The sequence below is a fragment of the Flavobacterium cucumis genome (genome assembly GCF_900148835.1).
In the GTDB taxonomy this organism is placed as follows: Bacteria; Bacteroidota; Bacteroidia; order Flavobacteriales; family Flavobacteriaceae; genus Flavobacterium; species Flavobacterium cucumis.
In genome coordinates this window covers 12,208-33,247 of sequence record NZ_FRYK01000006.1, presented here as the reverse complement: position 1 = coordinate 33,247, position 21,040 = coordinate 12,208, and the positions used below count along the sequence as shown (strand labels likewise).

Sequence of the window (21,040 nt, the reverse complement as noted above, 5' to 3'; positions counted from 1 at the left end):
TGAAATCAAATGCTAACTATTGATAATTATTTAGATAGTCATTACATTCACAGAAGCAATTGGCTTAGAGCAGCTGTTTTAGGGGCTAATGATGGAATCATTTCGATTTCAAGTTTGGCAGTTGGTGTGGCAGCTGCAAGTTCGGATAAAGAACCCATTTTATTGGCTACAATTGCTGGTTTGGTAGCAGGTGCATTATCGATGTCAGCTGGAGAATATGTATCTGTAAGTTCACAAACGGATACAGAGAAAGCAGATATTGATAGAGAAAAAAAAGAGTTGAATGAATCTCCAGAGGAAGAACTTCTAATTTTAGCACAGATTTATGAAAAAAGAGGACTAACCAAAGAAACTGCCGAACGGGTTGCTAAAGAATTAACGGCACACGATGCTTTAGGAACACATATCAGAGACGAATTAGGGATCAATGAAATAAGCCAAGCAAAACCTATTCAAGCAGCTTTTGCTTCAGGTACTGCTTTTACTGTTGGTGGTATTTTACCGCTTCTAGTTGTGCTTTTTTTACCTTTACAAGGAATGGAATATTGGTTGTATGGTTCGACTATTTTTTTCTTGGTTATTTTGGGGGCAACAGCCGCAAAAACAGGTGGTTCAAATGTAATCAAAGCCATTCTTCGTGTTACCATTTGGGGGACAATTGCAATGGTAATATCTGCTTTAGTGGGCTATCTATTTGGCGTTAGTGTTTAATTTTAAAATTTAAATAACATGAATGAAGCGCATTTACACATGGTCGTAAACCATTTTCCAATCATTGGTCTATTTTTTGGAATAGGAATATTAAGCTTTGGAATTTTAAAAAAGCAAACGATTTTAATTAATACAGCCTATGTCATGTTTATCATTTGTATGATTATGGCGAAAGCCACTATGATGACTGGTGAGGGAGCAGAAGAGATTGTAGAAGAATTAGGCATTTCACATGACATCATTCACATACATGAAGAGATTGCCGAAACGTTCATGAAAGTACTTTATGGATTAGGTATTTTAGCTATTTTAGGATTAATTGTCAATTTTAAAAAACAGGCAAAAGCAGCAATTGTTTCCTATATTGTTTTGATTTTAGCAATAGGTGCAGCGGTTTTGTCTAAAAATGTTGGAACTTCTGGAGGGGAAATTCGTCATACCGAAATCAGAGAAAACACCAGTAATAGTAGTACTCCAGACGCGAATTATCAAGAAGAATCACACAATGAAAACCATTAAACAAAATATAAAATTTCAAAAACATTTTGTTTATTCCAAAAATTAGTTGTTACATTTGCATTGTTAAAAAATAACAGAAATTATGTTTTTAAATCAATTACATCATCATCATCATTTGTTCCACGCTCAAGCGAGGTAGTGATGATATGTAATGAAATCATATAAAACTATTAACCCGTTTGAGTACATCAAACGGGTTTTTTGTTGTTAAGCATTTTTTAAAACCCCTTGGTGTACTTTTTTTAAAACTTTAAAGTGAAATAAAATGAACACCTTAAAAATTGCTATTCAAAAATCAGGACGTCTACACGATGAAAGTATTCAAATCTTAAAAGATTGCGGTATTTCAGTTTACAATGGTAACGACCAACTAAAAGTAACCGCTTCTAATTTTCCTTTAGAAGTCTATTATCTAAGAAACTCGGATATCCCTCAATATTTGATAGATGGCGTAGTCGACATTGCCATTGTAGGGGATAATTTATTGGTAGAAAAAGGACAGAACATTGAAATTGCGGAAAAGCTAGGTTTCTCAAAATGCAAAGTTTCGGTTGCAGTACCTAAAAATTTTAATTACAACACCATTCAAGATTTAAACGGATTACGAGTGGCAACTTCTTATCCCAAGACAGTAGTTGACTATTTTTCTTCAAAGGGAATTTCAGTAGACATTCACCAAATTTCTGGTTCTGTTGAAATTGCCCCCAATATTGGACTTTCGGATGCCATTGTAGATATTGTTTCCAGCGGCAGTACTTTATTCAAAAATGGATTAAAAGAGGTAGAAGTTATTCTTAAGAGCGAAGCCGTCTTGGCCGTATCACCTCAAATTTCTGAAGAAGCTAAAAAATTAGTTGTCAAACTACAATTTAGAATCCAAGCTGTTTTACGTTCCAGAAAATCAAAATACATTTTGATGAATGTTCCCAATGATAAGATTGCAGAGATTAGTCAAATTTTACCTGTATTGAAAAGTCCAACAGTAATGCCCTTAGCAGAAGAAGGTTGGAGCAGTGTACACTCGGTAATTGATGAGGATAAATTCTGGGAAGTTATCGACCAATTAAAAGAGGCTGGAGCCGAAGGTATATTGGTTTGCCCAATTGAAAAAATGGTATTGTAAAGGAATTAAACACATAAGCACATAGAAATTTTGATAATTAGAAATCTGAAAAAGTATTGCATTTTACACATTGCTATGTCATCTATCTAAAGTGAAACGTCTGGAGTTTTAGATTAAAAATAGAAACTATGAGGCTATGTGTTTCAAAAATTAAAAAATAGAATCATGAAAAAAATATACAACCCACAACCCGAAACTTGGTCAGATATTTGTAAAAGACCTACTCAAACCTTCACAGATGTTGAAGAAACGGTAAAGCAAATCTTTAAAGAAGTACAACAGAAAGGGGATAAAGCAATAGCAAAGTACACTTCTTTTTTTGATGGTGTAACTTTAGAAAATATTCAAGTAACTTCAGAAGAAATTGAAATAGCAAAAAAGGAAGTTTCAAACGAATTAAAAGAAGCCATTCAATTAGCCAAATCAAATATTGAACAGTTTCACGCCGCTCAAAAAACAGGTAAAATTGAGGTTGAAACAGCTATCGGGGTTACTTGTTGGCAAGAAAAAAGACCCATTCAAAAAGTTGGTTTATACATACCTGGAGGAACAGCTCCTTTATTTTCGACAGTTTTAATGTTAGCTGTTCCAGCAAAACTGGCAGGTTGTCAAGAAATTGTGATGTGTTCGCCTTCTGATAAAAATGGAAAAATAAATGCTGCTATTTTGTATGCTGCTGATTTGTGTGGCGTAACTAAAATTTATAAAGTTGGTGGAATTCAAGCTATTGCTGGTATGACATTCGGAACAGCAACCATTCCACAAGTCTATAAAATTTTCGGTCCTGGAAATCAATTTGTAACCATAGCTAAACAATTTGCAACACAGAACGGAGTTGCAATTGATATGCCAGCTGGACCAAGTGAGCTATTGGTTTATGCGGATGAAACCGCTATTCCAAGTTTTGTAGCTTCCGATTTGTTGAGTCAGGCCGAACACGGAAAAGATAGTCAGGTAATTTTAGTTACTACAAATAAAAACATCCTAAATGATGTAGAAGAAGAAGTATACAAACAGTTAAAAGAACTTCCAAGACAAGAGATTGCGCAAGTAGCCATCAACAATTCCAAATTGATATTTGTAGAAACGGAAAAAACAGCCTTATCTTTAATCAATGAATACGGTCCAGAACATTTTATCTTGTGTTCTCAAAATGAAGATTATTTTATAGACGGAATTCAGAACGCAGGATCAATTTTTATTGGTAATTACACCCCTGAAAGTGCAGGAGATTATGCTTCAGGAACAAATCACACGTTGCCTACAAATGGATACTCAAAAAGTTATAGCGGCGTCAATTTAGATAGTTTCTTGAAAGCCATGACCTTCCAAAAAATATCAAACGAAGGTATTCAAAATATTGGAAAAGCAATAGAAGTTATGGCAGAAGCCGAAGGTTTACAAGCACACAAAAACGCTGTATCATTACGACTAAAAAATAATTAAAACATATAGACATATAGATTTAAAATTAGTGAAATATGTGAACTATGTCAAGTAAAACGACTAAAATCAACACAAAAAAATAGCTAATGTGACTATGTGTTTAAAAATAAAGATATATGAATTTAGAAAACTTAATCCGAGAAAACGTAAAAAAACTGAGCCCTTATTCTTCAGCACGTGACGAGTTTGAGCAATTTACTAAACCTATGATATATTTGGATGCCAATGAAAATCCGTTTTCCAATGGAATGAATCGTTATCCAGATCCCCAACAGAAAGAGTTAAAAGCAATAATTGCAGATAGAAATAATGTACCTAAAGACAATGTTATTTTAGGAAACGGTAGTGATGAAGTCTTAGATTTAATTTTTAGAGCTTTTTGCGAACCGAATCGGGATAATATTATAACGTTGCCGCCGACTTATGGAATGTATGGTGTTTTGGCGAATATCAATGCCATTGAAAATAGAGAAGTACTGTTAAATGAAGCGTTTCAACCCAATGTTGACGCTATTTTAGAAGCTGTAGATGCAAATACAAAAATCATCTTTTTGTGCTCGCCAAACAATCCAACGGGAAATTCTTTTACGGATACTGCAGTGATTAAAATTTTAAATCAGTTCAAGGGTTTTGTAGTTTTAGATGAAGCTTATATTGATTTTTCTAAAGACGAGAGTTGGTTAAGCGTTTTAAAAGATTTTCCAAATCTTATCATTACACAAACATTGTCAAAAGCCTATGCTATGGCAGGTTTACGAATTGGAATTTTATATGCATCTAAAGAAATTATTTCCGTTTTAAATAAAATTAAGCCTCCTTATAACATCAACGGTTTGTCTCAGGAAACAGCGGTAAAGAAATTATTGCAAAGTACTATGCCGGCACAGGTAAAAAAAATAATAACCGAGAGAACTAAGTTAGTGAATGCCCTTTCCAAATGTAAATTTGTGGAGAAAATCTATCCTTCTGATGCCAATTTTATTTTAATTAAAGTCGATGATGCTAATTTTAGATACCAACAATTTATTGATAATGGGATAGTAGTTAGAAATCGAAGTACCCAACCGTTGTGCGAAAATTGTTTGCGAATTAGCGTTGGAACAAAAGAAGAAACCGAACAAATAGTAGAACTAATTAAAAACTTTGATGATGTCAAAAAAAGTATTGTTTATCGATAGAGATGGAACGTTAGCCTTAGAACCTGAAAATTACCAGTTGGATAGTTTGACAAAATTGGAATTTTATCCTAAGGTTTTCCAATTCATGAGTAAAATCGCTAAAGAATTAGACTTTGAATTGGCTATGGTAACCAATCAAGACGGTTTGGGAACAGCTAGTTTTCCTGAAGATACCTTTTGGCCAACCCAGAATTTTATTTTAAAAGCATTTGAAAATGAAGGGGTAACTTTCGACGAAATTTTCATTGACAGAAGTTTTCCTGAAGATAATGCCCCAACAAGAAAACCAAGAACTGGAATGTTAACTAAATATTTGAACAATCCGGAATATGATTTGGAAAATTCATTTGTAATTGGGGATAGAATCACCGATATAGAATTAGCAAAAAACTTAGGTTCGAAAGCTATTTTTATCAAAAACGAAGCAAATTTAGGTGGGAATGAAGTGGACACTGCTTGGGAAGTGTTACAAAATGTAATCGCTTTACAAACGACCAATTGGCAAAAAATCTATGAGTTTTTGAAATTAAATGAAAGAACAGCATCCCTTTCAAGAACAACTAATGAGACTGATATTGCCATCACATTAAATTTAGACGGAACAGGAAAAAGCAATATCAACACAGGAATTTCCTTTTTTAATCACATGTTGGATCAAATTGCCCGTCACGGTCAAATGGATTTAGACATTCAAGTAAAAGGGGATTTAGAAGTAGACGAACACCACACTATTGAAGACACTGCGATTGCTCTAGGGGAAGTTTTTGCTAAAGCATTAGGAAATAAGCTAGGCATTGAACGTTACGGATTTTGTTTGCCAATGGATGATTGTTTAGCACAAGCAGCTATCGATTTTGGTGGAAGAAATTGGTTGGTTTGGGAAGCCGAATTCAAACGTGAGATGATTGGTCAAATGCCAACAGAAATGTTTTTCCACTTCTTTAAATCGTTCACCGATGGTGCTAAAGCCAATCTAAATATCAAGGCAGAAGGTACAAACGAACACCACAAGATTGAAGCAATTTTCAAAGCCTTCGCAAAAGCTATTAAAGTGGCTGTCAAACGCGATACAGAGAAAATGATTTTGCCAAGTACTAAAGGAATGTTGTAGCCCCCTAACCCCCAAAGGGGGAATTAAAAGATTATGAAAAAGAATGTAAATACAGTGAGTCAAACTCCCCCTTTGGGGGCTGGGGGGCTAGCAATAATAGATTACGGAGCAGGAAATGTACAAAGCGTCTTATTCGCTTTGGAGCGACTTGGCTTTGAAGGAAATGTTACCAACGATTGGAATGCGATAAAAGCTGCAGATAAAGTAATTTTCCCAGGTGTAGGCGAGGCGAGTAGTGCCATGAAAATGTTGGAAGATAGTGGTTTAGATGTATTAATTCCAACGTTAAAACAACCCGTCTTAGGAATTTGTTTGGGCATGCAATTGATGTGCCAACATTCAGAGGAAGGAAACACGAATGGATTAGGAATTTTTGATGTCAATGTGGTGAAATTCTCTAACGAAGTAAAAGTTCCTCAAATGGGTTGGAACACGATTTACAACCTAAAATCGGCATTGTTTGATGGAATAAAAGAAAACGAGTTTATGTATTTGGTTCACAGTTATTATGCGCCATTATCGGAAAATACAATTGCTACAACAAATTATGAACTGGCATATAGCACCGCTTTACAACGTGATAATTTCTTCGGAGTACAATTTCACCCAGAAAAGAGTGGCATATTCGGAGAACAAATTTTGAAAAACTTTTTAAACCTTTAATTAAAAAAAGGAACACAGATTTCAGAAATACAAGAAATTTCAAAAATTTAATCTTAAACAATTGTAAGATTTTAAAGATTTCTCAAATTTTTACAATCCGTCATCCAAAAAATAAATAGAAAATGAGAATTATACCCGCAATTGATATTATAGAAGGAAAATGCGTCCGACTTTCTAAAGGCGATTATGATACGAAAAAAATTTATAACGAAAATCCTTTAGAGGTTGCCAAATCCTTTGAAGCTCACGGAATTGAATATTTACATTTGGTGGACTTAGACGGAGCCAAATCTAGTCAAATTGTAAATTACAAAGTATTAGAACAAATTGCTTCTAAAACAAAATTAAAAATTGATTTTGGTGGGGGATTAAAATCCGATGCCGATTTGAAAATTGCTTTTGAGAATGGTGCGAACCAAATTACAGGAGGCAGTATAGCAATCAAACAATCCGATGTGTTTAAAAGTTGGATTCAACAATATGGTGCTGATAAAATCATATTAGGAGCCGATGCAATGAACGAAAAAGTAGCCATATCAGGTTGGTTGGAAGAATCCCAAGAAGAATTAATTCCATTTATCCAAAGCTATCAAAAAGAAGGAATACAATACGTAATTTGTACCGATATTTCCAAAGATGGGATGTTAGAAGGCCCTAGTTTTGAATTGTATCAAAGAATATTAGAGCAAACAACAGATTTGAAATTAATCGCTTCTGGAGGTATTTCAACTTTTGAGGAATTACCCAAGTTAGCCGAATTAGGTTGCGAAGGCACCATCATAGGGAAAGCTATTTACGAAGGAAGAATAAGTTTAAAACAGTTAGAGAACTATATTATTAATAAGTGAAAAGTGGAAAGTGGAAAGTGGAAAGTGGAAAGTAAAAAGTAAAAAGTGAAAAGTAAAAAGTAAAAAGTGAAAAGTAAAAAGTAAAAAGTGAAAAGTAAAAAGTGGAAAGTCTGTAAAGCTAATCACTAATCGCTTATCACTAATCGCTTATCACTAATCACTAATCACTTATCACTAATCACTAATCACTTAACACTAATCACTAATCACTAATCACTTATCACTAATCACTAATCACTTATCACTAATCACTTATCACTAATCGCTCATCACTAATCACTTATCACTTATCACTAAATCATGCTTACAAAAAGAATCATTCCCTGCTTAGATATCAAAAACGGTCGAACCGTTAAAGGAGTCAATTTCTTGGATTTAAAAGACGCTGGGGATCCAGTAGAATTAGCCAAGAAATATGCGCAAACTGGTGCTGACGAACTTGTTTTTTTGGACATTTCGGCTACAGAAGAACGTCGTGCTACTTTAATTGACTTGGTGCGAAAAGTAGCCGCTGCAATCAATATTCCGTTTACTGTAGGTGGTGGTATTGCTTCCGTTGCTGATGTGGATGTTTTACTTCGCAATGGAGCAGATAAAATTTCGATTAATTCCTCAGCGGTAAAAAATCCAAATTTAATAAACGAAATTGCGGCAAAATACGGAAGTCAATGTGTCGTTGTGGCGATAGATGCCAAACAAATCGATGGCGATTGGATCGTTCATTTGGTAGGAGGGAAAGTTCCAACAGAATGGAATTTATTCGATTGGGCAAAGGAAGTAGAACAGCGTGGTGCAGGAGAAATCCTATTTACATCGATGAATAACGATGGTACAAAAAATGGCTTTGCTAACGAAGCTTTAGCGAAATTATCCGAAATCGTAAACATTCCTATCATCGCTTCTGGTGGTGCGGGAACTATGGAACATTTCGCTGAAACCTTTAGCAACGGAAAAGCCGATGCCGCTTTAGCCGCTAGTGTTTTTCACTATCAAGAAATTGAAATTCCAGCATTGAAACAGTTTTTAAAAAATCAAAATATTGCAGTAAGAATGTAAAATTAAACACATAGATACATAGAAAATTTTAAAAAAAACTATGTAACTATGTGTTTCAAAAAAATAAAAAACATGAAAGTAAACTTCAACAAAACCCCAGACAATCTTATCCCAGCCATAATCCAAGACAACGAAACCAAAAACGTCTTAATGCTGGGCTACATGAACCAAGAAGCATTAGATCAAACATTGGCTACTAACAAAGTAACCTTCTTCAGTCGCACCAAAAACCGATTGTGGACAAAAGGTGAGGAGAGTGGTAACTTTTTAGAATTGATCTCCATTAAAGAAGATTGTGATAACGATACCCTTTTAGTGAAAGTAAAACCCGTTGGTCCTACTTGCCACACAGGTTCAGATACGTGTTGGCAAGAAGCTAACAATCAGAATTTTGGGTTTTTATCAAAATTGGAAAATACCATTGCTACTCGTAAAGCAAATGCTGATGCTGAAAAGAGTTATGTCGCTTCTTTGTTTGCAAAAGGGATCAACAAAATAGCACAAAAAGTAGGTGAAGAAGCGGTTGAAGTGGTCATTGAAGCGAAAGACAATAACAACGATTTGTTCCTATCAGAAAGTGCCGATTTATTGTTTCACTACCTAATTTTATTACAGGCGAAAGGGTTTGAGTTGAAGGATGTAGTAGAGGTTTTGAAGGGAAGGGAGAAGTGATTTATTAGTTTCTTTGCCACCCATTTTCACGCTCATATTGTTTGGCTTTATAGGCTTGAATTTCATTTTGAATATTTTCATCTTCAGGATTCTCCTGTTCTTTTAAATACAGCTCTTTCAACTCTGGTTCGTTGGAATAATAATGATTGATTAAAACACTATTTGGCAATAAAAAGCATAATAATGATAATATGAATAAAACGGAAGTTCTAATTAATAAGTTTTTGTAATAGTTTTTTAAAACATCAGTTGATTTTGCATATAAAAGTATTGCAACTCCAATTAAAGGAACAGCTGTCAATGTTCCTATTAACAGCATTGGACTAGATCCAGGCCAATACATCAACTTAAATAAAATTCCAATAATACAAACAGAAAGTAACCAACCAAAAACTATTGAGATTCCAATATTTTGTGTTTTAAAATTTTTATCGCTTAAAAAATAAAATCCAAGCGGAAAATAACACAATGCTAGACCTAATAACGATAATACCATTAAAACTCCAGCTCCAGGCCAATGCATTAGCTTGAAAACTAGCGAAATAATAAATACGATTGATAATGTTTTTTCTGTTTTCATGATTCGTTACAAATTTAGGTAATACCTATTTCAACTTTTCGTTGTTTTCAAACTCTTTTAAAGTTTTACCACTTTTAAGTTTCCATTCCGTCAAACCATTTGCATTTCTTCCCATAACAATTACAGCAGCAGTTGATGGACTACTAAATATGTAATCTTCAGAGAACTCAAAATAATCACCTTTATTTACAAGTATTTGATCATCAATTAATTTATCTCTAAGTTTAATAAAATTTGAAGTTATAGAATTTACAACTGTAAAAGCAGCTTTCGAACCTTTAAAGACAACAAAGCCATCAGATGTAGGTTCACCTAATCCATCAGCTCCTCTTGCAGCTTTTATAAAAAAGACTTCTTGTTTTTGCTTTGACTTATACTCTCTTTTCTCTTCAAAAACTTTATGACCAAGAGTATTTACTAACATTTTAATATTCTCAATAAATTCTTCCATTTCTGCTCTATCTGACTCAGAAATCGATGATAATGTCGGAGTTATTGAGTTTTCTATTTTATATCTTTTTGAATTAATTGCAATATCATGTAATCTGTTTTCAAGATATTTTACGTGAGCTTTATTCAAATTTTCATCTTTACTAATAAAAATGATTGCTTCATTCCAAAAGTCTTTTTGATTTAAGTGTTGAGTTATTCTCTTTAAAATAGACTCAGCCTCACCAATATAAACCAAATCTTTTCCTTCTTCATCTTTTCCAAATAGCAGATAAACTCCTGTACTAATTAAGTCAATTCTGTCAGAACAATCTTTTACTTTAATTCTAGGAATTTTATATGCTTTACCAGACCAATTTGAAAGTTCGCAACTCATTCTTCCATTAGGCTCACCATCTATTAAAAATATTTTTATTGTCTTTCCGAATTTCATTTTACAAAATTTAATATCTTCAAATATACCCAAAGTCCTCCAAAAATTCTTACTTAAAATAAAAATTCAAGAAACGATTTCATGCAAGAAAAGGAGTAAAACCAAAAAATTTGAATGCCCATAAAACGTTTAATCTAACGCTTCCATTTGCTTTAAGTGCTGTTCTACTTGGAATTTATTAAAATTCTCCCATGCAGGTGGTGCTGTCGTTTTTTGTCCCCATAGGGCATCTATACACGTGTTGTTATCTTTGTATTTGTCCTGTAAAAGGGCTAGAATTTTAAAGAAAAAGGCATCGAGTTGATCGATTGCATGCAATTCCGCCTGTAAAATATTGCTTTCTTCAGCGGTGTCAAAAAGATGTAATACTTCTAAAACTGCTTGCTTTTCTTCGTCATTAATTTTGGTTTCAAAACCATGTTTCAAGGATTTAAAAACTAAATTATTCCAAACCACACTATCGTGTCCCCATGGAACATTTGGAAGATGTAAAGAGTGCTCGCAAATCAATACAATGGCTAATAATACATCGTTTAAATAACTCGATGGAAATTCGTCAAAACTTCGAAATTCAAAGCCACTTTGATACATTTTTTCCTGATTAAAATCAAGACCAATGTCTTCAAGTAAGGCATACCCCAGATTGGATTCAACTTGATCGCGCCACCAAATATTATCTTCTTTTGTAAATCGCAAAAGTTTTCGAAACGCATCAACTTTATAGGTTAGAATTTTTCCTTTTGCCATTACCTTGTTAAAGGTACCTAGTCCAGTGTACCGCGACATAGCATTTCGCATTGAGCCTCCAGCAAATTTTTCATTCAAATGATACTTTTTGCTAATTACGGCCATGATATCTGGACTGCCCAATGTGGCGATAAAAAAAGGTTCAAACCATTGTAGTAAATAGATCGCATTGCTGTGAATGGATTCAAAACCAGCATAATCTATAATTCTACTATTTTGAGTAAGGGTAGGCAGTGTAAGGTGAAAATGATAGGTTCCGTTATTAAATAAAACAAGATTTTCCTGGTTCGACATAAACCTATTGATTCCCATATTATAATTAGGAAAATGTAATTTTTCAGAGAGAATGCCTGATTCGTTAATTTTTTCAAGGAACAATTCTTTTGTTGCCTTAAGTTCCTCACACGAATCGGTTATGGTTCTATTTTCAAAATATTTTGTTACAAATTCAATCGAATCGCCATCAAAATTTACAGATCCCATAGGATTGTTTTTTTGAGTTAGCATACTCTGAATATTATAAGGTTGTTTTTCTAAAAAAACTTCAACAATTGATTTTCCTTGATATTCAGGATTATCTACTAAAGGTTGTGTGTGCGGTAATGTTTTGTGTTCAAAATTAAGGTCTAGTTTGTCAAGAGAATGACTGTTCATCATTCTGCTTACTTTGTAATTCTTTTTTTTATCAAAAGCGGTTTCCAAAAGTGTTGCTAAAGTTCCTTCTTTATAACAAGTTCTATAATCAATACTATAGCGTTCGCAACCCATTTTTTCTTGAATAAATGCGCCTGAAACGATGCTCGATGCCTCAAATTGCAGATACGTTTCATTTTCTAATCCTATTCCCCAATAATAATTATGCTTCTGATTTAATTTCATTTATTTAAAATGGCTTGGTAACGTAATTAATACTAATTTTAGTCATGATAATAGAAAACATGAGACGAATAGCGCTCATGATTCCACCAGTCTTTTCTTGCTTTTGAAAAATAGTTGTAATTTAATTTTCCTGCTTGAGATTGCAAGGGATAAATAACGTTGCCATTTTCACGATATGCTTTTCTTTTGCCAGTTTCTGGAACTATTGGTACGATATGCCCAGAAAGGCCTACAATTTTACGCTTGGCACAAATGATGCCAACGCCTCCTTCCGCATTCACTTTTTCTTGAATTTCATCAAGATTTGTCATTTTTTTCCAACCAAAGCTTGGACCCCATTTTTGAAACCAATCGTGAATGGCGCTAGAGTAGATAGGAAGTACCGTTTCATTGAAAACAGGAATAACATCTTCTCCGTTTTGTAACTTTATAATGGATTCTTCTGTCCACCAAACGGTTGGCAAATACACCTTAGAAAAATAACAAAAATCGAAAGAATACACATTACAATAGGTGTCTTCAATTGTGCGTTGATACCGTTCACTCTTGGAGACATCTAATTTGTCTATAAGTTTTCGAATACTTTCGCGTTTGGTAGTTGCATCTGTTACATCTCTAAAGGGGATACTGGAATCACACATAGGGTGAAATTTTGCTAAAGCAGTATCCAGTCGCGAATCGGGATGTACCAATAAAATGGCCTCTTTTATAAGTTTATCAGATTTAGCATCTTTGACAAACGTTAGTGTGCTGGTTGCTGTACTTTTCTTTTCCATTTTACTACGATTTCAGTCAAAAGCTAAATGGCGACAAATATACCTAACTTTTTACTAAAAATTCTTACCTTTATAAATAAAAAATAAAGATGCGATTTCATACAAGAAAATGGGTTAAACCCGAAGATTTAAATGCCAACGGAACCTTATTTGGCGGGAAATTATTGGCTTGGATAGACGAGGAAGCGGCTTTGTATTCTATTGTCCAATTGGAAAACCCTAAAGTGGTGACCAAGTTTATGAGTGAAATTAATTTTATGAGCGCTGCCAAACAAGGCGATATCGTAGAAATTGGCTTAGATGTAGTGCATTTTGGAAAATCGTCACTAGTATTGCGATGTGAAGTTCGTAACATGATGACACGCGAAAAAATCATAACGATTGAGAACATTACGATGGTCAATTTAGGCGAAGACGGAAAACCAAAACCACATGGTAAAACTCAAATCGAATTTATTGAAGACCGATTGAAAAAATAATTGTTTCTAAAAACACATAATCACATAGATTAAAATAAAACTATTGTGTCTTTGTGTTTAAACCTAATAGAATATGCTACAAAAGTCAACCTTAGAATTTCTAAACAAACTCAAAGAAAACAACGACCGCGATTGGTTTGCGGCAAATAAAAAAGCGTTTGATGCCGAACAAAAGTTAGCCAAATCATTTTTCACAGCGGTAGGCGAGCAGTTGGGAAAAATAGATAGCATCGAACGCATTCAGATTTTTAGAATTTATAGGGATGTGCGTTTTTCAAAAGATAAAGCACCCTATAAAAATCATTTTAGCGTTGGATTCACCCGAACAAAACCTTTGCTTCGTGGTGGTTACTATTTGCATATAGAACCTGGAGGAAGTTTTGTAGGTGGTGGTTTTTGGGAGCCTAATGCAGCTGATTTGCATCGCATTCGAAAAGAATTTGAAATGGATGATGACGAAATTAGAACGATTATAGCGGATGAGGCGTTCAAGAAATTCTTTGGCGAATTAAAAGGTGAGGAGTTAAAAACAGCTCCAAAAGGTTTCGATAAAACCCATCCTGCGATCGATTTGATTCGCAAAAAACAATATTTACTTACTCGAAGTTTTACAGACAAAGAAGTATTGGCCCCAAATTTTCAAGAAGAAGTCGTAGCTACTTTTCAAGCAATGCGTCCTTTCTTCGATTATATGAGCGATGTATTAAGTACGGATTTGAACGGGGAATCTTTGTATAATTAGGCCATTTTTCAACGTGCCAATTATTGTCTTCTATTGGCACATTGATTTAATGGCACAATACCCAATCGGCTCATTGCCACATTGGCTCATTAAATAATCTGAATTTGGCTTTTCAAACGCTCAATTAATAAATTCATCATGCGCTTGTTAAGGTTTGACGAATTTTGAATATATTCTTTGTATTCAGAAACAGTAAACAACCCAAAAACGATTCCTTTTAATGCATTACGAAATTTAATATCACGTTGAATAGCATTTTCAATATAATTTTCTTTTTTCTCTGGAGAAAGTGTAAAATACACCCCTTTTTGCTTCTGAGCGTAGTTCCTAAAAACTTCAATGAACAATTCATTTTGAAATTTCAAAATAGGGCGTAAGGTTTGATTTTGAAATTTCTCTTCAGAACTTGATTGCGCTGTAATCAAACCAATACTAGCCCCTCTAATTTCTAAAAGCGATTCATCTTTTGTTTTCATAGCAATAGGAATTATTTGTAATAAATGTAAAAAAAATAACCTCCAGTTTCTTGAAGGTCTATTTAAGTTATTAAGAATCAGTTGTTAATTACTGAGTGTGTTAGGTGTACTGATCGATTCAAATATTTCTAAATCAAAATAAGGCACTGATGCCATAACATGATCAAAAATATCTGCCATGATGTGCTCATAGTTCAACCAAGTTTTATCCTTTGAAAAACAATAAATTTCTAGCGGAATCCCGTTCTCTGTAGGTTGTAAATGACGCACCATCAAACTCATGTCCTTATTAATACCCGGATGCGATAAGATATACTGATTGATATACTTGCGAAACAAACCTAAATTGGTAAGATTTCTACCGTTAACAATCACACTCTTATCAATACTATTATTGGCATTATATTTATCGATATCGGCCTGGCGATGTTCAATGTAAGAAGTTAAATGTTGTATCTTTTTAAAGGTATCAATCTCTTCGGGTTGTATAAAACGGACAGATTGCGCTTTAATTAAAACATGGCGTTTTATCCTTCTACCATCTGAGTTAAGCATGCCACGCCAGTTTCTAAAACTATCAGAAATTAAACTGTACGTTGGAATGGTAGTAGTCGTATTATCAAAATTTCGAACTTTTACAGTAGCTAAATTAATTTCGATAACGTCTCCGTCTGCACCAAATTTTTCCATAGTAATCCAATCTCCAATGCGCACCATATCGTTAACCGATACTTGAATACTAGCCACAAATCCTAAGATGGTATCTTTAAAAATTAGAAAAATTAATGCCGAAATAGCTCCAAAAGTGGTTAATAGCGTTTTCATGTTGGTATCAAACATGATCAACACAAAAGAAGTGATACCAAAGGTCCACAACACAATCATAATTACTTGAATGTAACTATCTATAGGCTTGTCACTAAACCTTGGTTTGTGTTTTAAATAATCTTTTAAGGCATTAAAAATACTACGGGTTATCCATAGAGAAAGAATAATAATGTAGATTTTGACTCCTTTCTCAAAAAAATCTTCCCAATACGTAAATCGCTTTAAAATAACGGGTACCGTTTTGTAGATAAACAAAAGCGGCATTAAATGGGCTATATATTTTGCAGTCTTGTTAGCAACTAAAAAATCATCAAAACTGGATTTTGTTTTAGCTGCAATAATGGCAAGAAAAACAATAAACAGTTTTTTAAATATATAATCCAACACATACGAAACGAGTATTAAGATTATAATGTTAACCAACAAATTGAGATATAACGAAATATCTTCGCTAAAATCCATTTGACGGAATAATTGATATGCCCAGTTAAATATTTTCACTATTTATTTTGTAAATATTTTTTTTCAATGTAAAAGGTTCCAAATGGAAAAAGAGATGCTAAACAAATAATAAAGTATTTTTTAAAATCCCACTTTTGTTCCATTTTTAGCAGTGTCGCTAAAGCAATGTATGCTATAAATAAAATTCCATGTGCCATTCCAATAGGAAACAATAATGTTTTATATAAGCTAAATAAAAAGGGCTTTACCAATAACATATTCGTAAACAATAATAATAGTGAAACACCTTCTAATAAAGCAATTACCTTAAAAAATTTTATCATGATAAAGCAGAATAAATTACAAATCCATAAATAATGAAACGGAAAAATCGTAGTAAAGCAAATAAAAAGAAATGCTTTCTGGAGTAGTTAATCATTCCAGCGGCCAAACACGCAATAGCAAATGGTAAAGGCAATAAGGCGCCAACGGCAATCAAGAATCCGCCCCATTTTTGCATGTTTATGATGTGTTTCGTCATTTTTCCATACAAGTAGTGATTTATGGAAGGTATTGCCGCAATAGCCATTCCCATGAAATAAGCAATAACGCCACCTAAATATGATAAAATAGCCAAAATAGACAAATAGAGTAGTGGACTATCCGTGTTTTTTGTCCAAGCGATAAAAATATCGGGCGGAATTAATCCCAATACACTCTCAGAGGCTAAGAATACACCAAAAATAAAGAAATCACTGAAATTTTGAGTAATGTAAACAATCGCATCGTTTAGATTAATGACTTTGTAATTAACATAAAAAAGAATCGCTACAATGATTGCTGTAGGCAATATCGCACCTTTAACACCTTGCCATATAAAGGAATAAAATCCAGTATACTTGTAGTATTGATGTAGGAGTTTGTATTTTGGTTTTTTAACTCGGGACATGATTAAAATTTTGAACAAAAATATTGAATGGAAATTAGAAATGCGTTAATAAAAACAAAAAAAAATCGGTAATTGGATTACCGATTTATATTATGTAAAATAGCTCTTAAAAAGACCTAAAAAGCTAAAAAGGCTTTGTTGTATTCTTTTAAATCTAATAAATTGTTTTTCTTAGCCAAATCGGTTAATAAAGATAGAAAATAATCAAAACTTTCAACATTATTAGCATCGGAAATGTTAGCTTTAATTTCATTATCTTTGCTGTCTAAAGGTTCATCATCAGGAATGCCAATAAAGAAACCATTGTTGTTTTCTATGTGTTCGTAAGCTAATCGTAAAGCTTTAGTTACTACAGGATTATTTAATTCTAAAGTAATTTCTCTTAGTTTTTTCAAATCGGTTACAATCTCAGAAACTTCAAAATTTTCTTTAAACAATTCTTTCTGAATCTTTTCGATCAATTTTAGGGCTTGTCTGTTTTCCATGATACTTTTAATAAAGGAATGCAAAACTAAACTTTCTATTAATTTTACACAAACGTTTTCCTTAGTATTTTAATCCCTTTTAGGAATATTTATTATTAACATATAATATGCATTATGTAAAATAGAATATTCTAAAAATTACTTTATTAAAATACTTAATCTTCGTACCTTCGCTTTAATTAACGATGTACAAATGAAGAATCCAATTGCTGAACGTATAACCGATTTTTTAAAAAACTATCCTCCATTTTCTAGCCTTACGTATCAGAGTCTTCTAGAAATAGCAAAGGCTTGTCATGTGTTGTATTTAGAAAAGAATCAAACGTTATTCAAAATTAACGATACTACACATGCTTTTTTTTATGTTGTAGCATCTGGCGCTATTGGTTTGTCAGTAACTTCCGATGCGGATGATATTCTAATCGATAAATGTGATGAAGGCGATATTTTAGGCTTACGTCCATTTTTTGCCAAAAACAATTACTTGATGACAGCTAAAGCGCGTGAAGAAAGTATTGTTTACGCAATTCCTATTGAAAATTTCAAACCTTTTGTGGCTGCAAATTCTGAAGTTTTAAACTTTTTATTGGAAAGTTTTGCTTCCAATACCCGAAATCCTTACGATAAACATCACAAAGGAAAATTGGTTTCTGAAAATGTCATTTACAACGATCAAAGTTCTGAAATTCAATACTACCAACCGATTAAATATACTTCCAATCCCATAACGGCTTCTCCTACAGATATTGTCAAATTTGTAGCACAAACTATGGCAAGTAGCAAAATTGGAAGCATGATCATACACGAGAATAATAAACCCATAGGTATTGTCACAGACAAAGATTTGCGTTCTAAAATCGCTACAGGTCTATTCTCAATTGATGTCACTATTGATAAAATTATGTCATCTCCTGTCATTACTGTTGCTGATAACCTTTCCATCGCTGAAGCACAAATTATGATGTTAAAGCATAATGTCTCGCATTTATGTGTAACGCTGGATGGTACAAATGATTCCGAAATCACTGGAATTATCACCGAACACGATATTGTAGTGGCTCAGGCAAATAATCCAGGGGTTTTATTAAAACAATCTAAACGAGCACAAAAATCGGCCGATTTAAAAGAGATTCGAGAAAAATTAACGGATTTAATCCAACATTCTTTAGATAAAAATGTCCCTATTAGCCATATCACCTCAATCATTGGTGAAATCAATCTAGCCATTACAAAACGCGCAATTGAATTGGCTATAGATAAAATGGATGCCCCGCCTCCTGCCCAATTTGCGTGGATGAATATGGGAAGCCAAGGAAGAAAAGAACAATTGCTATTAACGGATCAGGATAATGCTATTGTCTTTGAAGATGTTCCTGAGGAAAAATACGATGCTGTTAAACAATACTTTTTAGAATTAGCGGAGAAAGTAACAAGAACTTTAAATAAAGTGGGGTACGAATTTTGTCCCGCACAAATGATGGCCAATAACCCATTGTGGTGCAAATCAGTCACCGATTGGCAACAACAATTCAAAGGATGGATTAATGCGCCTGGCGAAAAAGGAATTTTAATGTGTACGATTTTCTTTGATTATGATTTTGTTTATGGAAATGAAGACTTGGTCGATGCAATCAGCCATACCATTCATGAAGAAACGCATGACAACCAGTTGTTTTTTGCCTATTTGGGTGCGGATGCTTTGAAAAATCCTCCTCCTCTTGGGTTTTTCCGTCAATTCTTAGTGGAAAGCGATGGCGAACATAAAGATACATTCGATTTAAAAGGGAGAGCCTTAATGCCTTTAATTGACGCTGCAAGAATTTTATCGTTAAGCAAAGGTATTAAAAATGTAGCCAACACCATTTCTAGATACTCTAAATTAGCAGAATTAGAACCACAAAACGCTCCTGTATATGAAGCTTGTGCGGATGCTTTTGCTGAATTATTAAAGTTTAGAACTGAAGAAGGTTTAAAAAATGAAAGTGATGGTAGGTACTTGAATTTAAGCGAATTATCAAAGTTAGATAAAGTAAAACTTAAAAACGATTTTCAGCCCATTAACGATATTCAAGAAGTCATTAAAAACCGTTTCCAATTAACCTATTTTACCTAATATGAAGTTCAATTGGTTCAAGAAAATTATTAAAGATTATCCTAAATTTTGGGAAACCTATTTGTCTTATTTTGATGAGAATCAGAGTAAAGACAAACGCTATGTGGTTTTTGATTGCGAAACAACGGGATTGGATTCTGAAACGGATAGAATTCTTTCTATTGGAGCTGTTGCAATTCAAAACAATCAAATTATCGTGGGGGATTTTATGGAAGTTTTTTTACAACAAGATATCTTTAAACCTGAATCAGTTCCTATTCATGGAATTTTAAAGGAAGGAAAAGAAGAAAAAATTGTTGAAGCTGAAGCAGTTATTCGTTTTTTGGATTTTGTTAAAGATGCCACACTTGTTGGACATCATGTAGCCTTCGATATAGAAATGATCAACCAAGCCTTGGATCGATTAGAGGTAGGAAGATTGAAAAATCAAGTTATGGATACGGATGTAATGTATCAAAAGCTAAAATATTTACCCGAAGAGCAGCATGCATCGTTAGATGAATTGTGTGACATTTATAAAATTAAAAAATCAGACCGCCATACAGCCAGTGGCGATGCTTTTATAACTGCAATTTTGTTTTTAAAAATGAAAAAGCAACTAATGATTTGATAAGCCAATTATTTTTAAATATTGACCATGGTGACTAACCGATAAAGGTATTTTAGATTCTTTTTCAAAAGGTAAACCATTACCATCTTTTTCGTAAGTTTTTGATTCTAAATTCAAAATAAAATTAAAATCTTCTTTTTTGATAACAACAAACGAGTGTAAACAATTTCGTTCTATGCTTGTTTTTCCATAAAACTTTTTATTGTCATAAAACGTAACAGAATCTTTATTTTTATTTAATGCAACAACTGCTATTTTTTTTGGAAAGAAACCTTGTACATAAAATATTCGCTGTGAAGCTTTGTAAACACTTTCTTTTAAACTCCAAAGTGTCCAAACCATTTCATCTTTATTCGTAGCTTTTTGAATAAGATTTTGCTCAAAATCTGTAAATACTTTAGTTAGAAAACCTTTTCGTTTCCAATTACTTTCTTTTAAAGCAAGATCCAAATCAACTACATCGTTTCCAATCATTTTGTACTTAATTTTTCTTGTATTATTAAAATCGTTTGTTCCAAATCAAGCATTTTTTCCATCGATTCATTGTCTATTTCGATCGAAAAGGCTTCTTCAACATCTAAAACGATATCAACTAAGTTTGCCGAATTGATATTCAAATCGGTAATAAAATGAGTTTTTTCGTTGATAGCATTAAAAGCTGTTTCGTCTTTTACAAACGGTTTTACGATCGGTTTTAACTTTTCTATTATTTCTTCCTTATTCAT

The 21,040-nt window shown here is 33.3% G+C and carries 25 protein-coding genes; 14 read left to right on the top strand and 11 right to left on the bottom strand.

Features of this window, described 5'->3' with window-relative positions:
• Positions 1-9: 9 nt before the first annotated feature.
• The 10 genes from BUE95_RS12360 to hisIE all read left to right on the top strand — a co-directional run bounded on the left by BUE95_RS12360 (position 10) and on the right by hisIE (position 9,327).
• On the top strand, positions 10-711 hold the full coding sequence (locus BUE95_RS12360; protein WP_073584981.1) for a VIT1/CCC1 transporter family protein: 702 nt from the start codon (positions 10-12) through the stop codon (positions 709-711).
• An 18-nt stretch (positions 712-729) separates the two neighbouring features.
• Positions 730-1,230 carry a DUF2231 domain-containing protein gene (locus tag BUE95_RS12355; RefSeq protein ID WP_073584979.1) on the top strand — a complete coding sequence of 167 codons (501 nt, stop codon included), beginning with the start codon at positions 730-732 and terminating at the stop codon, positions 1,228-1,230.
• Between the two features lie 265 nt (positions 1,231-1,495).
• Positions 1,496-2,353, top strand: coding sequence for an ATP phosphoribosyltransferase (gene hisG, locus BUE95_RS12350; RefSeq protein ID WP_073584977.1), 858 nt, complete (start codon positions 1,496-1,498; stop codon positions 2,351-2,353).
• Between the two features lie 165 nt (positions 2,354-2,518).
• A complete protein-coding gene (gene hisD, locus BUE95_RS12345) occupies positions 2,519-3,799 on the top strand; it encodes a histidinol dehydrogenase (protein ID WP_073585181.1) in 1,281 nt (426 codons plus the stop codon).
• A gap of 116 nt (positions 3,800-3,915) precedes the next feature.
• Complete coding sequence (gene hisC, locus BUE95_RS12340) at positions 3,916-4,977, top strand: histidinol-phosphate transaminase (protein ID WP_073584975.1); 1,062 nt, start codon at positions 3,916-3,918, stop codon at positions 4,975-4,977.
• On the top strand, positions 4,949-6,088 hold the full coding sequence (gene hisB / locus BUE95_RS12335) for a bifunctional histidinol-phosphatase/imidazoleglycerol-phosphate dehydratase HisB (RefSeq protein ID WP_073584973.1): 1,140 nt from the start codon (positions 4,949-4,951) through the stop codon (positions 6,086-6,088). Before hisC ends, hisB begins: the two co-directional genes overlap by 29 nt.
• 33 nt (positions 6,089-6,121) lie before the next feature.
• Positions 6,122-6,751, top strand: coding sequence for an imidazole glycerol phosphate synthase subunit HisH (gene hisH, locus BUE95_RS12330; RefSeq protein ID WP_073584971.1), 630 nt, complete (start codon positions 6,122-6,124; stop codon positions 6,749-6,751).
• Between the two features lie 122 nt (positions 6,752-6,873).
• On the top strand, positions 6,874-7,599 hold the full coding sequence (gene hisA / locus BUE95_RS12325; RefSeq protein WP_073584969.1) for a 1-(5-phosphoribosyl)-5-[(5-phosphoribosylamino)methylideneamino]imidazole-4-carboxamide isomerase: 726 nt from the start codon (positions 6,874-6,876) through the stop codon (positions 7,597-7,599).
• A gap of 300 nt (positions 7,600-7,899) precedes the next feature.
• Entirely contained in the window at positions 7,900-8,655 is a 756-nt protein-coding gene (hisF, locus tag BUE95_RS12320) for an imidazole glycerol phosphate synthase subunit HisF (protein WP_073584967.1), read from the top strand.
• A 72-nt stretch (positions 8,656-8,727) separates the two neighbouring features.
• The gene (gene hisIE, locus BUE95_RS12315; protein WP_073585179.1) at positions 8,728-9,327 is read left to right on the top strand and encodes a bifunctional phosphoribosyl-AMP cyclohydrolase/phosphoribosyl-ATP diphosphatase HisIE; all 600 of its coding nucleotides are present in this window, start codon (positions 8,728-8,730) and stop codon (positions 9,325-9,327) included.
• A gap of 4 nt (positions 9,328-9,331) precedes the next feature.
• On the opposite strand, the gene BUE95_RS12310 is transcribed toward hisIE, so the two are convergent.
• From BUE95_RS12310 to BUE95_RS12295, 4 genes are all read right to left on the bottom strand, one after another.
• The gene (locus BUE95_RS12310) at positions 9,332-9,907 is read right to left on the bottom strand and encodes a GldL-related protein (RefSeq protein WP_073584965.1); all 576 of its coding nucleotides are present in this window, start codon (positions 9,905-9,907) and stop codon (positions 9,332-9,334) included.
• Between the two features lie 25 nt (positions 9,908-9,932).
• Entirely contained in the window at positions 9,933-10,790 is an 858-nt protein-coding gene (locus tag BUE95_RS12305) for a GIY-YIG nuclease family protein (protein ID WP_073584963.1), read from the bottom strand.
• A 129-nt stretch (positions 10,791-10,919) separates the two neighbouring features.
• Entirely contained in the window at positions 10,920-12,416 is a 1,497-nt protein-coding gene (locus BUE95_RS12300) for a hypothetical protein (protein ID WP_073584961.1), read from the bottom strand.
• A 38-nt stretch (positions 12,417-12,454) separates the two neighbouring features.
• Entirely contained in the window at positions 12,455-13,192 is a 738-nt protein-coding gene (locus BUE95_RS12295) for a hypothetical protein (RefSeq protein ID WP_073584959.1), read from the bottom strand.
• Between the two features lie 89 nt (positions 13,193-13,281).
• Here BUE95_RS12295 and BUE95_RS12290 point away from each other — a divergent pair, with 89 nt between their 5' ends.
• A complete protein-coding gene (locus tag BUE95_RS12290; protein ID WP_073584957.1) occupies positions 13,282-13,671 on the top strand; it encodes an acyl-CoA thioesterase in 390 nt (129 codons plus the stop codon).
• A 73-nt stretch (positions 13,672-13,744) separates the two neighbouring features.
• Entirely contained in the window at positions 13,745-14,413 is a 669-nt protein-coding gene (locus BUE95_RS12285; RefSeq protein ID WP_073584955.1) for a DUF2461 domain-containing protein, read from the top strand.
• Positions 14,414-14,502: 89 nt separating this feature from the next.
• Here the strand turns inward: BUE95_RS12285 and BUE95_RS12280 are convergent, their stop codons facing one another.
• The 5 genes from BUE95_RS12280 to BUE95_RS12260 form a co-directional block, all read right to left on the bottom strand.
• Entirely contained in the window at positions 14,503-14,889 is a 387-nt protein-coding gene (locus BUE95_RS12280) for a glyoxalase (protein WP_073584953.1), read from the bottom strand.
• An 84-nt stretch (positions 14,890-14,973) separates the two neighbouring features.
• On the bottom strand, positions 14,974-16,218 hold the full coding sequence (locus tag BUE95_RS12275; RefSeq protein WP_084530304.1) for a mechanosensitive ion channel family protein: 1,245 nt from the start codon (positions 16,216-16,218) through the stop codon (positions 14,974-14,976).
• Entirely contained in the window at positions 16,218-16,502 is a 285-nt protein-coding gene (locus BUE95_RS12270; RefSeq protein ID WP_073584951.1) for a DUF3817 domain-containing protein, read from the bottom strand. Before BUE95_RS12270 ends, BUE95_RS12275 begins: the two co-directional genes overlap by 1 nt.
• Positions 16,499-17,107 (bottom strand): short-chain dehydrogenase, encoded by a 609-nt coding sequence (locus tag BUE95_RS12265; protein ID WP_073584949.1) that lies wholly within the window; start codon positions 17,105-17,107, stop codon positions 16,499-16,501. Before BUE95_RS12265 ends, BUE95_RS12270 begins: the two co-directional genes overlap by 4 nt.
• Before the next feature lie 116 nt (positions 17,108-17,223).
• Positions 17,224-17,592, bottom strand: coding sequence for a hypothetical protein (locus tag BUE95_RS12260; protein ID WP_073584947.1), 369 nt, complete (start codon positions 17,590-17,592; stop codon positions 17,224-17,226).
• Between the two features lie 193 nt (positions 17,593-17,785).
• Here BUE95_RS12260 and BUE95_RS12255 point away from each other — a divergent pair, with 193 nt between their 5' ends.
• Both BUE95_RS12255 and BUE95_RS12250 read left to right on the top strand, forming a co-directional pair.
• Entirely contained in the window at positions 17,786-19,705 is a 1,920-nt protein-coding gene (locus BUE95_RS12255; RefSeq protein WP_073584945.1) for a DUF294 nucleotidyltransferase-like domain-containing protein, read from the top strand.
• 1 nt (position 19,706) lies between these two features.
• On the top strand, positions 19,707-20,315 hold the full coding sequence (locus BUE95_RS12250) for a 3'-5' exonuclease (protein WP_073584943.1): 609 nt from the start codon (positions 19,707-19,709) through the stop codon (positions 20,313-20,315).
• Here the strand turns inward: BUE95_RS12250 and BUE95_RS12245 are convergent.
• Positions 20,304-20,789: a 4'-phosphopantetheinyl transferase family protein gene (locus tag BUE95_RS12245; RefSeq protein WP_073584941.1), complete on the bottom strand. Its 486-nt coding sequence runs from the start codon at positions 20,787-20,789 to the stop codon at positions 20,304-20,306. The genes BUE95_RS12250 and BUE95_RS12245 overlap by 12 nt on opposite strands.
• Positions 20,786-21,040 (bottom strand): acyl carrier protein, encoded by a 255-nt coding sequence (locus BUE95_RS12240; RefSeq protein WP_073585175.1) that lies wholly within the window; start codon positions 21,038-21,040, stop codon positions 20,786-20,788. The genes BUE95_RS12245 and BUE95_RS12240 overlap by 4 nt, the downstream gene beginning before the upstream one ends.

Coding starts and splice junctions, on each gene's coding strand:
- BUE95_RS12360 (WP_073584981.1), top strand. CDS start 10: ATGCTAACTATTGATAATTATTTAGATAGTCATTACATTCACAGAAGC.
- BUE95_RS12355 (WP_073584979.1), top strand. CDS start 730: ATGAATGAAGCGCATTTACACATGGTCGTAAACCATTTTCCAATCATT.
- hisG (WP_073584977.1), top strand. CDS start 1,496: ATGAACACCTTAAAAATTGCTATTCAAAAATCAGGACGTCTACACGAT.
- hisD (WP_073585181.1), top strand. CDS start 2,519: ATGAAAAAAATATACAACCCACAACCCGAAACTTGGTCAGATATTTGT.
- hisC (WP_073584975.1), top strand. CDS start 3,916: ATGAATTTAGAAAACTTAATCCGAGAAAACGTAAAAAAACTGAGCCCT.
- hisB (WP_073584973.1), top strand. CDS start 4,949: ATGTCAAAAAAAGTATTGTTTATCGATAGAGATGGAACGTTAGCCTTA.
- hisH (WP_073584971.1), top strand. CDS start 6,122: ATGAAAAAGAATGTAAATACAGTGAGTCAAACTCCCCCTTTGGGGGCT.
- hisA (WP_073584969.1), top strand. CDS start 6,874: ATGAGAATTATACCCGCAATTGATATTATAGAAGGAAAATGCGTCCGA.
- hisF (WP_073584967.1), top strand. CDS start 7,900: ATGCTTACAAAAAGAATCATTCCCTGCTTAGATATCAAAAACGGTCGA.
- hisIE (WP_073585179.1), top strand. CDS start 8,728: ATGAAAGTAAACTTCAACAAAACCCCAGACAATCTTATCCCAGCCATA.
- BUE95_RS12310 (WP_073584965.1), bottom strand. CDS start 9,907: ATGAAAACAGAAAAAACATTATCAATCGTATTTATTATTTCGCTAGTT.
- BUE95_RS12305 (WP_073584963.1), bottom strand. CDS start 10,790: ATGAAATTCGGAAAGACAATAAAAATATTTTTAATAGATGGTGAGCCT.
- BUE95_RS12300 (WP_073584961.1), bottom strand. CDS start 12,416: ATGAAATTAAATCAGAAGCATAATTATTATTGGGGAATAGGATTAGAA.
- BUE95_RS12295 (WP_073584959.1), bottom strand. CDS start 13,192: ATGGAAAAGAAAAGTACAGCAACCAGCACACTAACGTTTGTCAAAGAT.
- BUE95_RS12290 (WP_073584957.1), top strand. CDS start 13,282: ATGCGATTTCATACAAGAAAATGGGTTAAACCCGAAGATTTAAATGCC.
- BUE95_RS12285 (WP_073584955.1), top strand. CDS start 13,745: ATGCTACAAAAGTCAACCTTAGAATTTCTAAACAAACTCAAAGAAAAC.
- BUE95_RS12280 (WP_073584953.1), bottom strand. CDS start 14,889: ATGAAAACAAAAGATGAATCGCTTTTAGAAATTAGAGGGGCTAGTATT.
- BUE95_RS12270 (WP_073584951.1), bottom strand. CDS start 16,502: ATGATAAAATTTTTTAAGGTAATTGCTTTATTAGAAGGTGTTTCACTA.
- BUE95_RS12265 (WP_073584949.1), bottom strand. CDS start 17,107: ATGTCCCGAGTTAAAAAACCAAAATACAAACTCCTACATCAATACTAC.
- BUE95_RS12260 (WP_073584947.1), bottom strand. CDS start 17,592: ATGGAAAACAGACAAGCCCTAAAATTGATCGAAAAGATTCAGAAAGAA.
- BUE95_RS12255 (WP_073584945.1), top strand. CDS start 17,786: ATGAAGAATCCAATTGCTGAACGTATAACCGATTTTTTAAAAAACTAT.
- BUE95_RS12250 (WP_073584943.1), top strand. CDS start 19,707: ATGAAGTTCAATTGGTTCAAGAAAATTATTAAAGATTATCCTAAATTT.
- BUE95_RS12245 (WP_073584941.1), bottom strand. CDS start 20,789: ATGATTGGAAACGATGTAGTTGATTTGGATCTTGCTTTAAAAGAAAGT.
- BUE95_RS12240 (WP_073585175.1), bottom strand. CDS start 21,040: ATGAATAAGGAAGAAATAATAGAAAAGTTAAAACCGATCGTAAAACCG.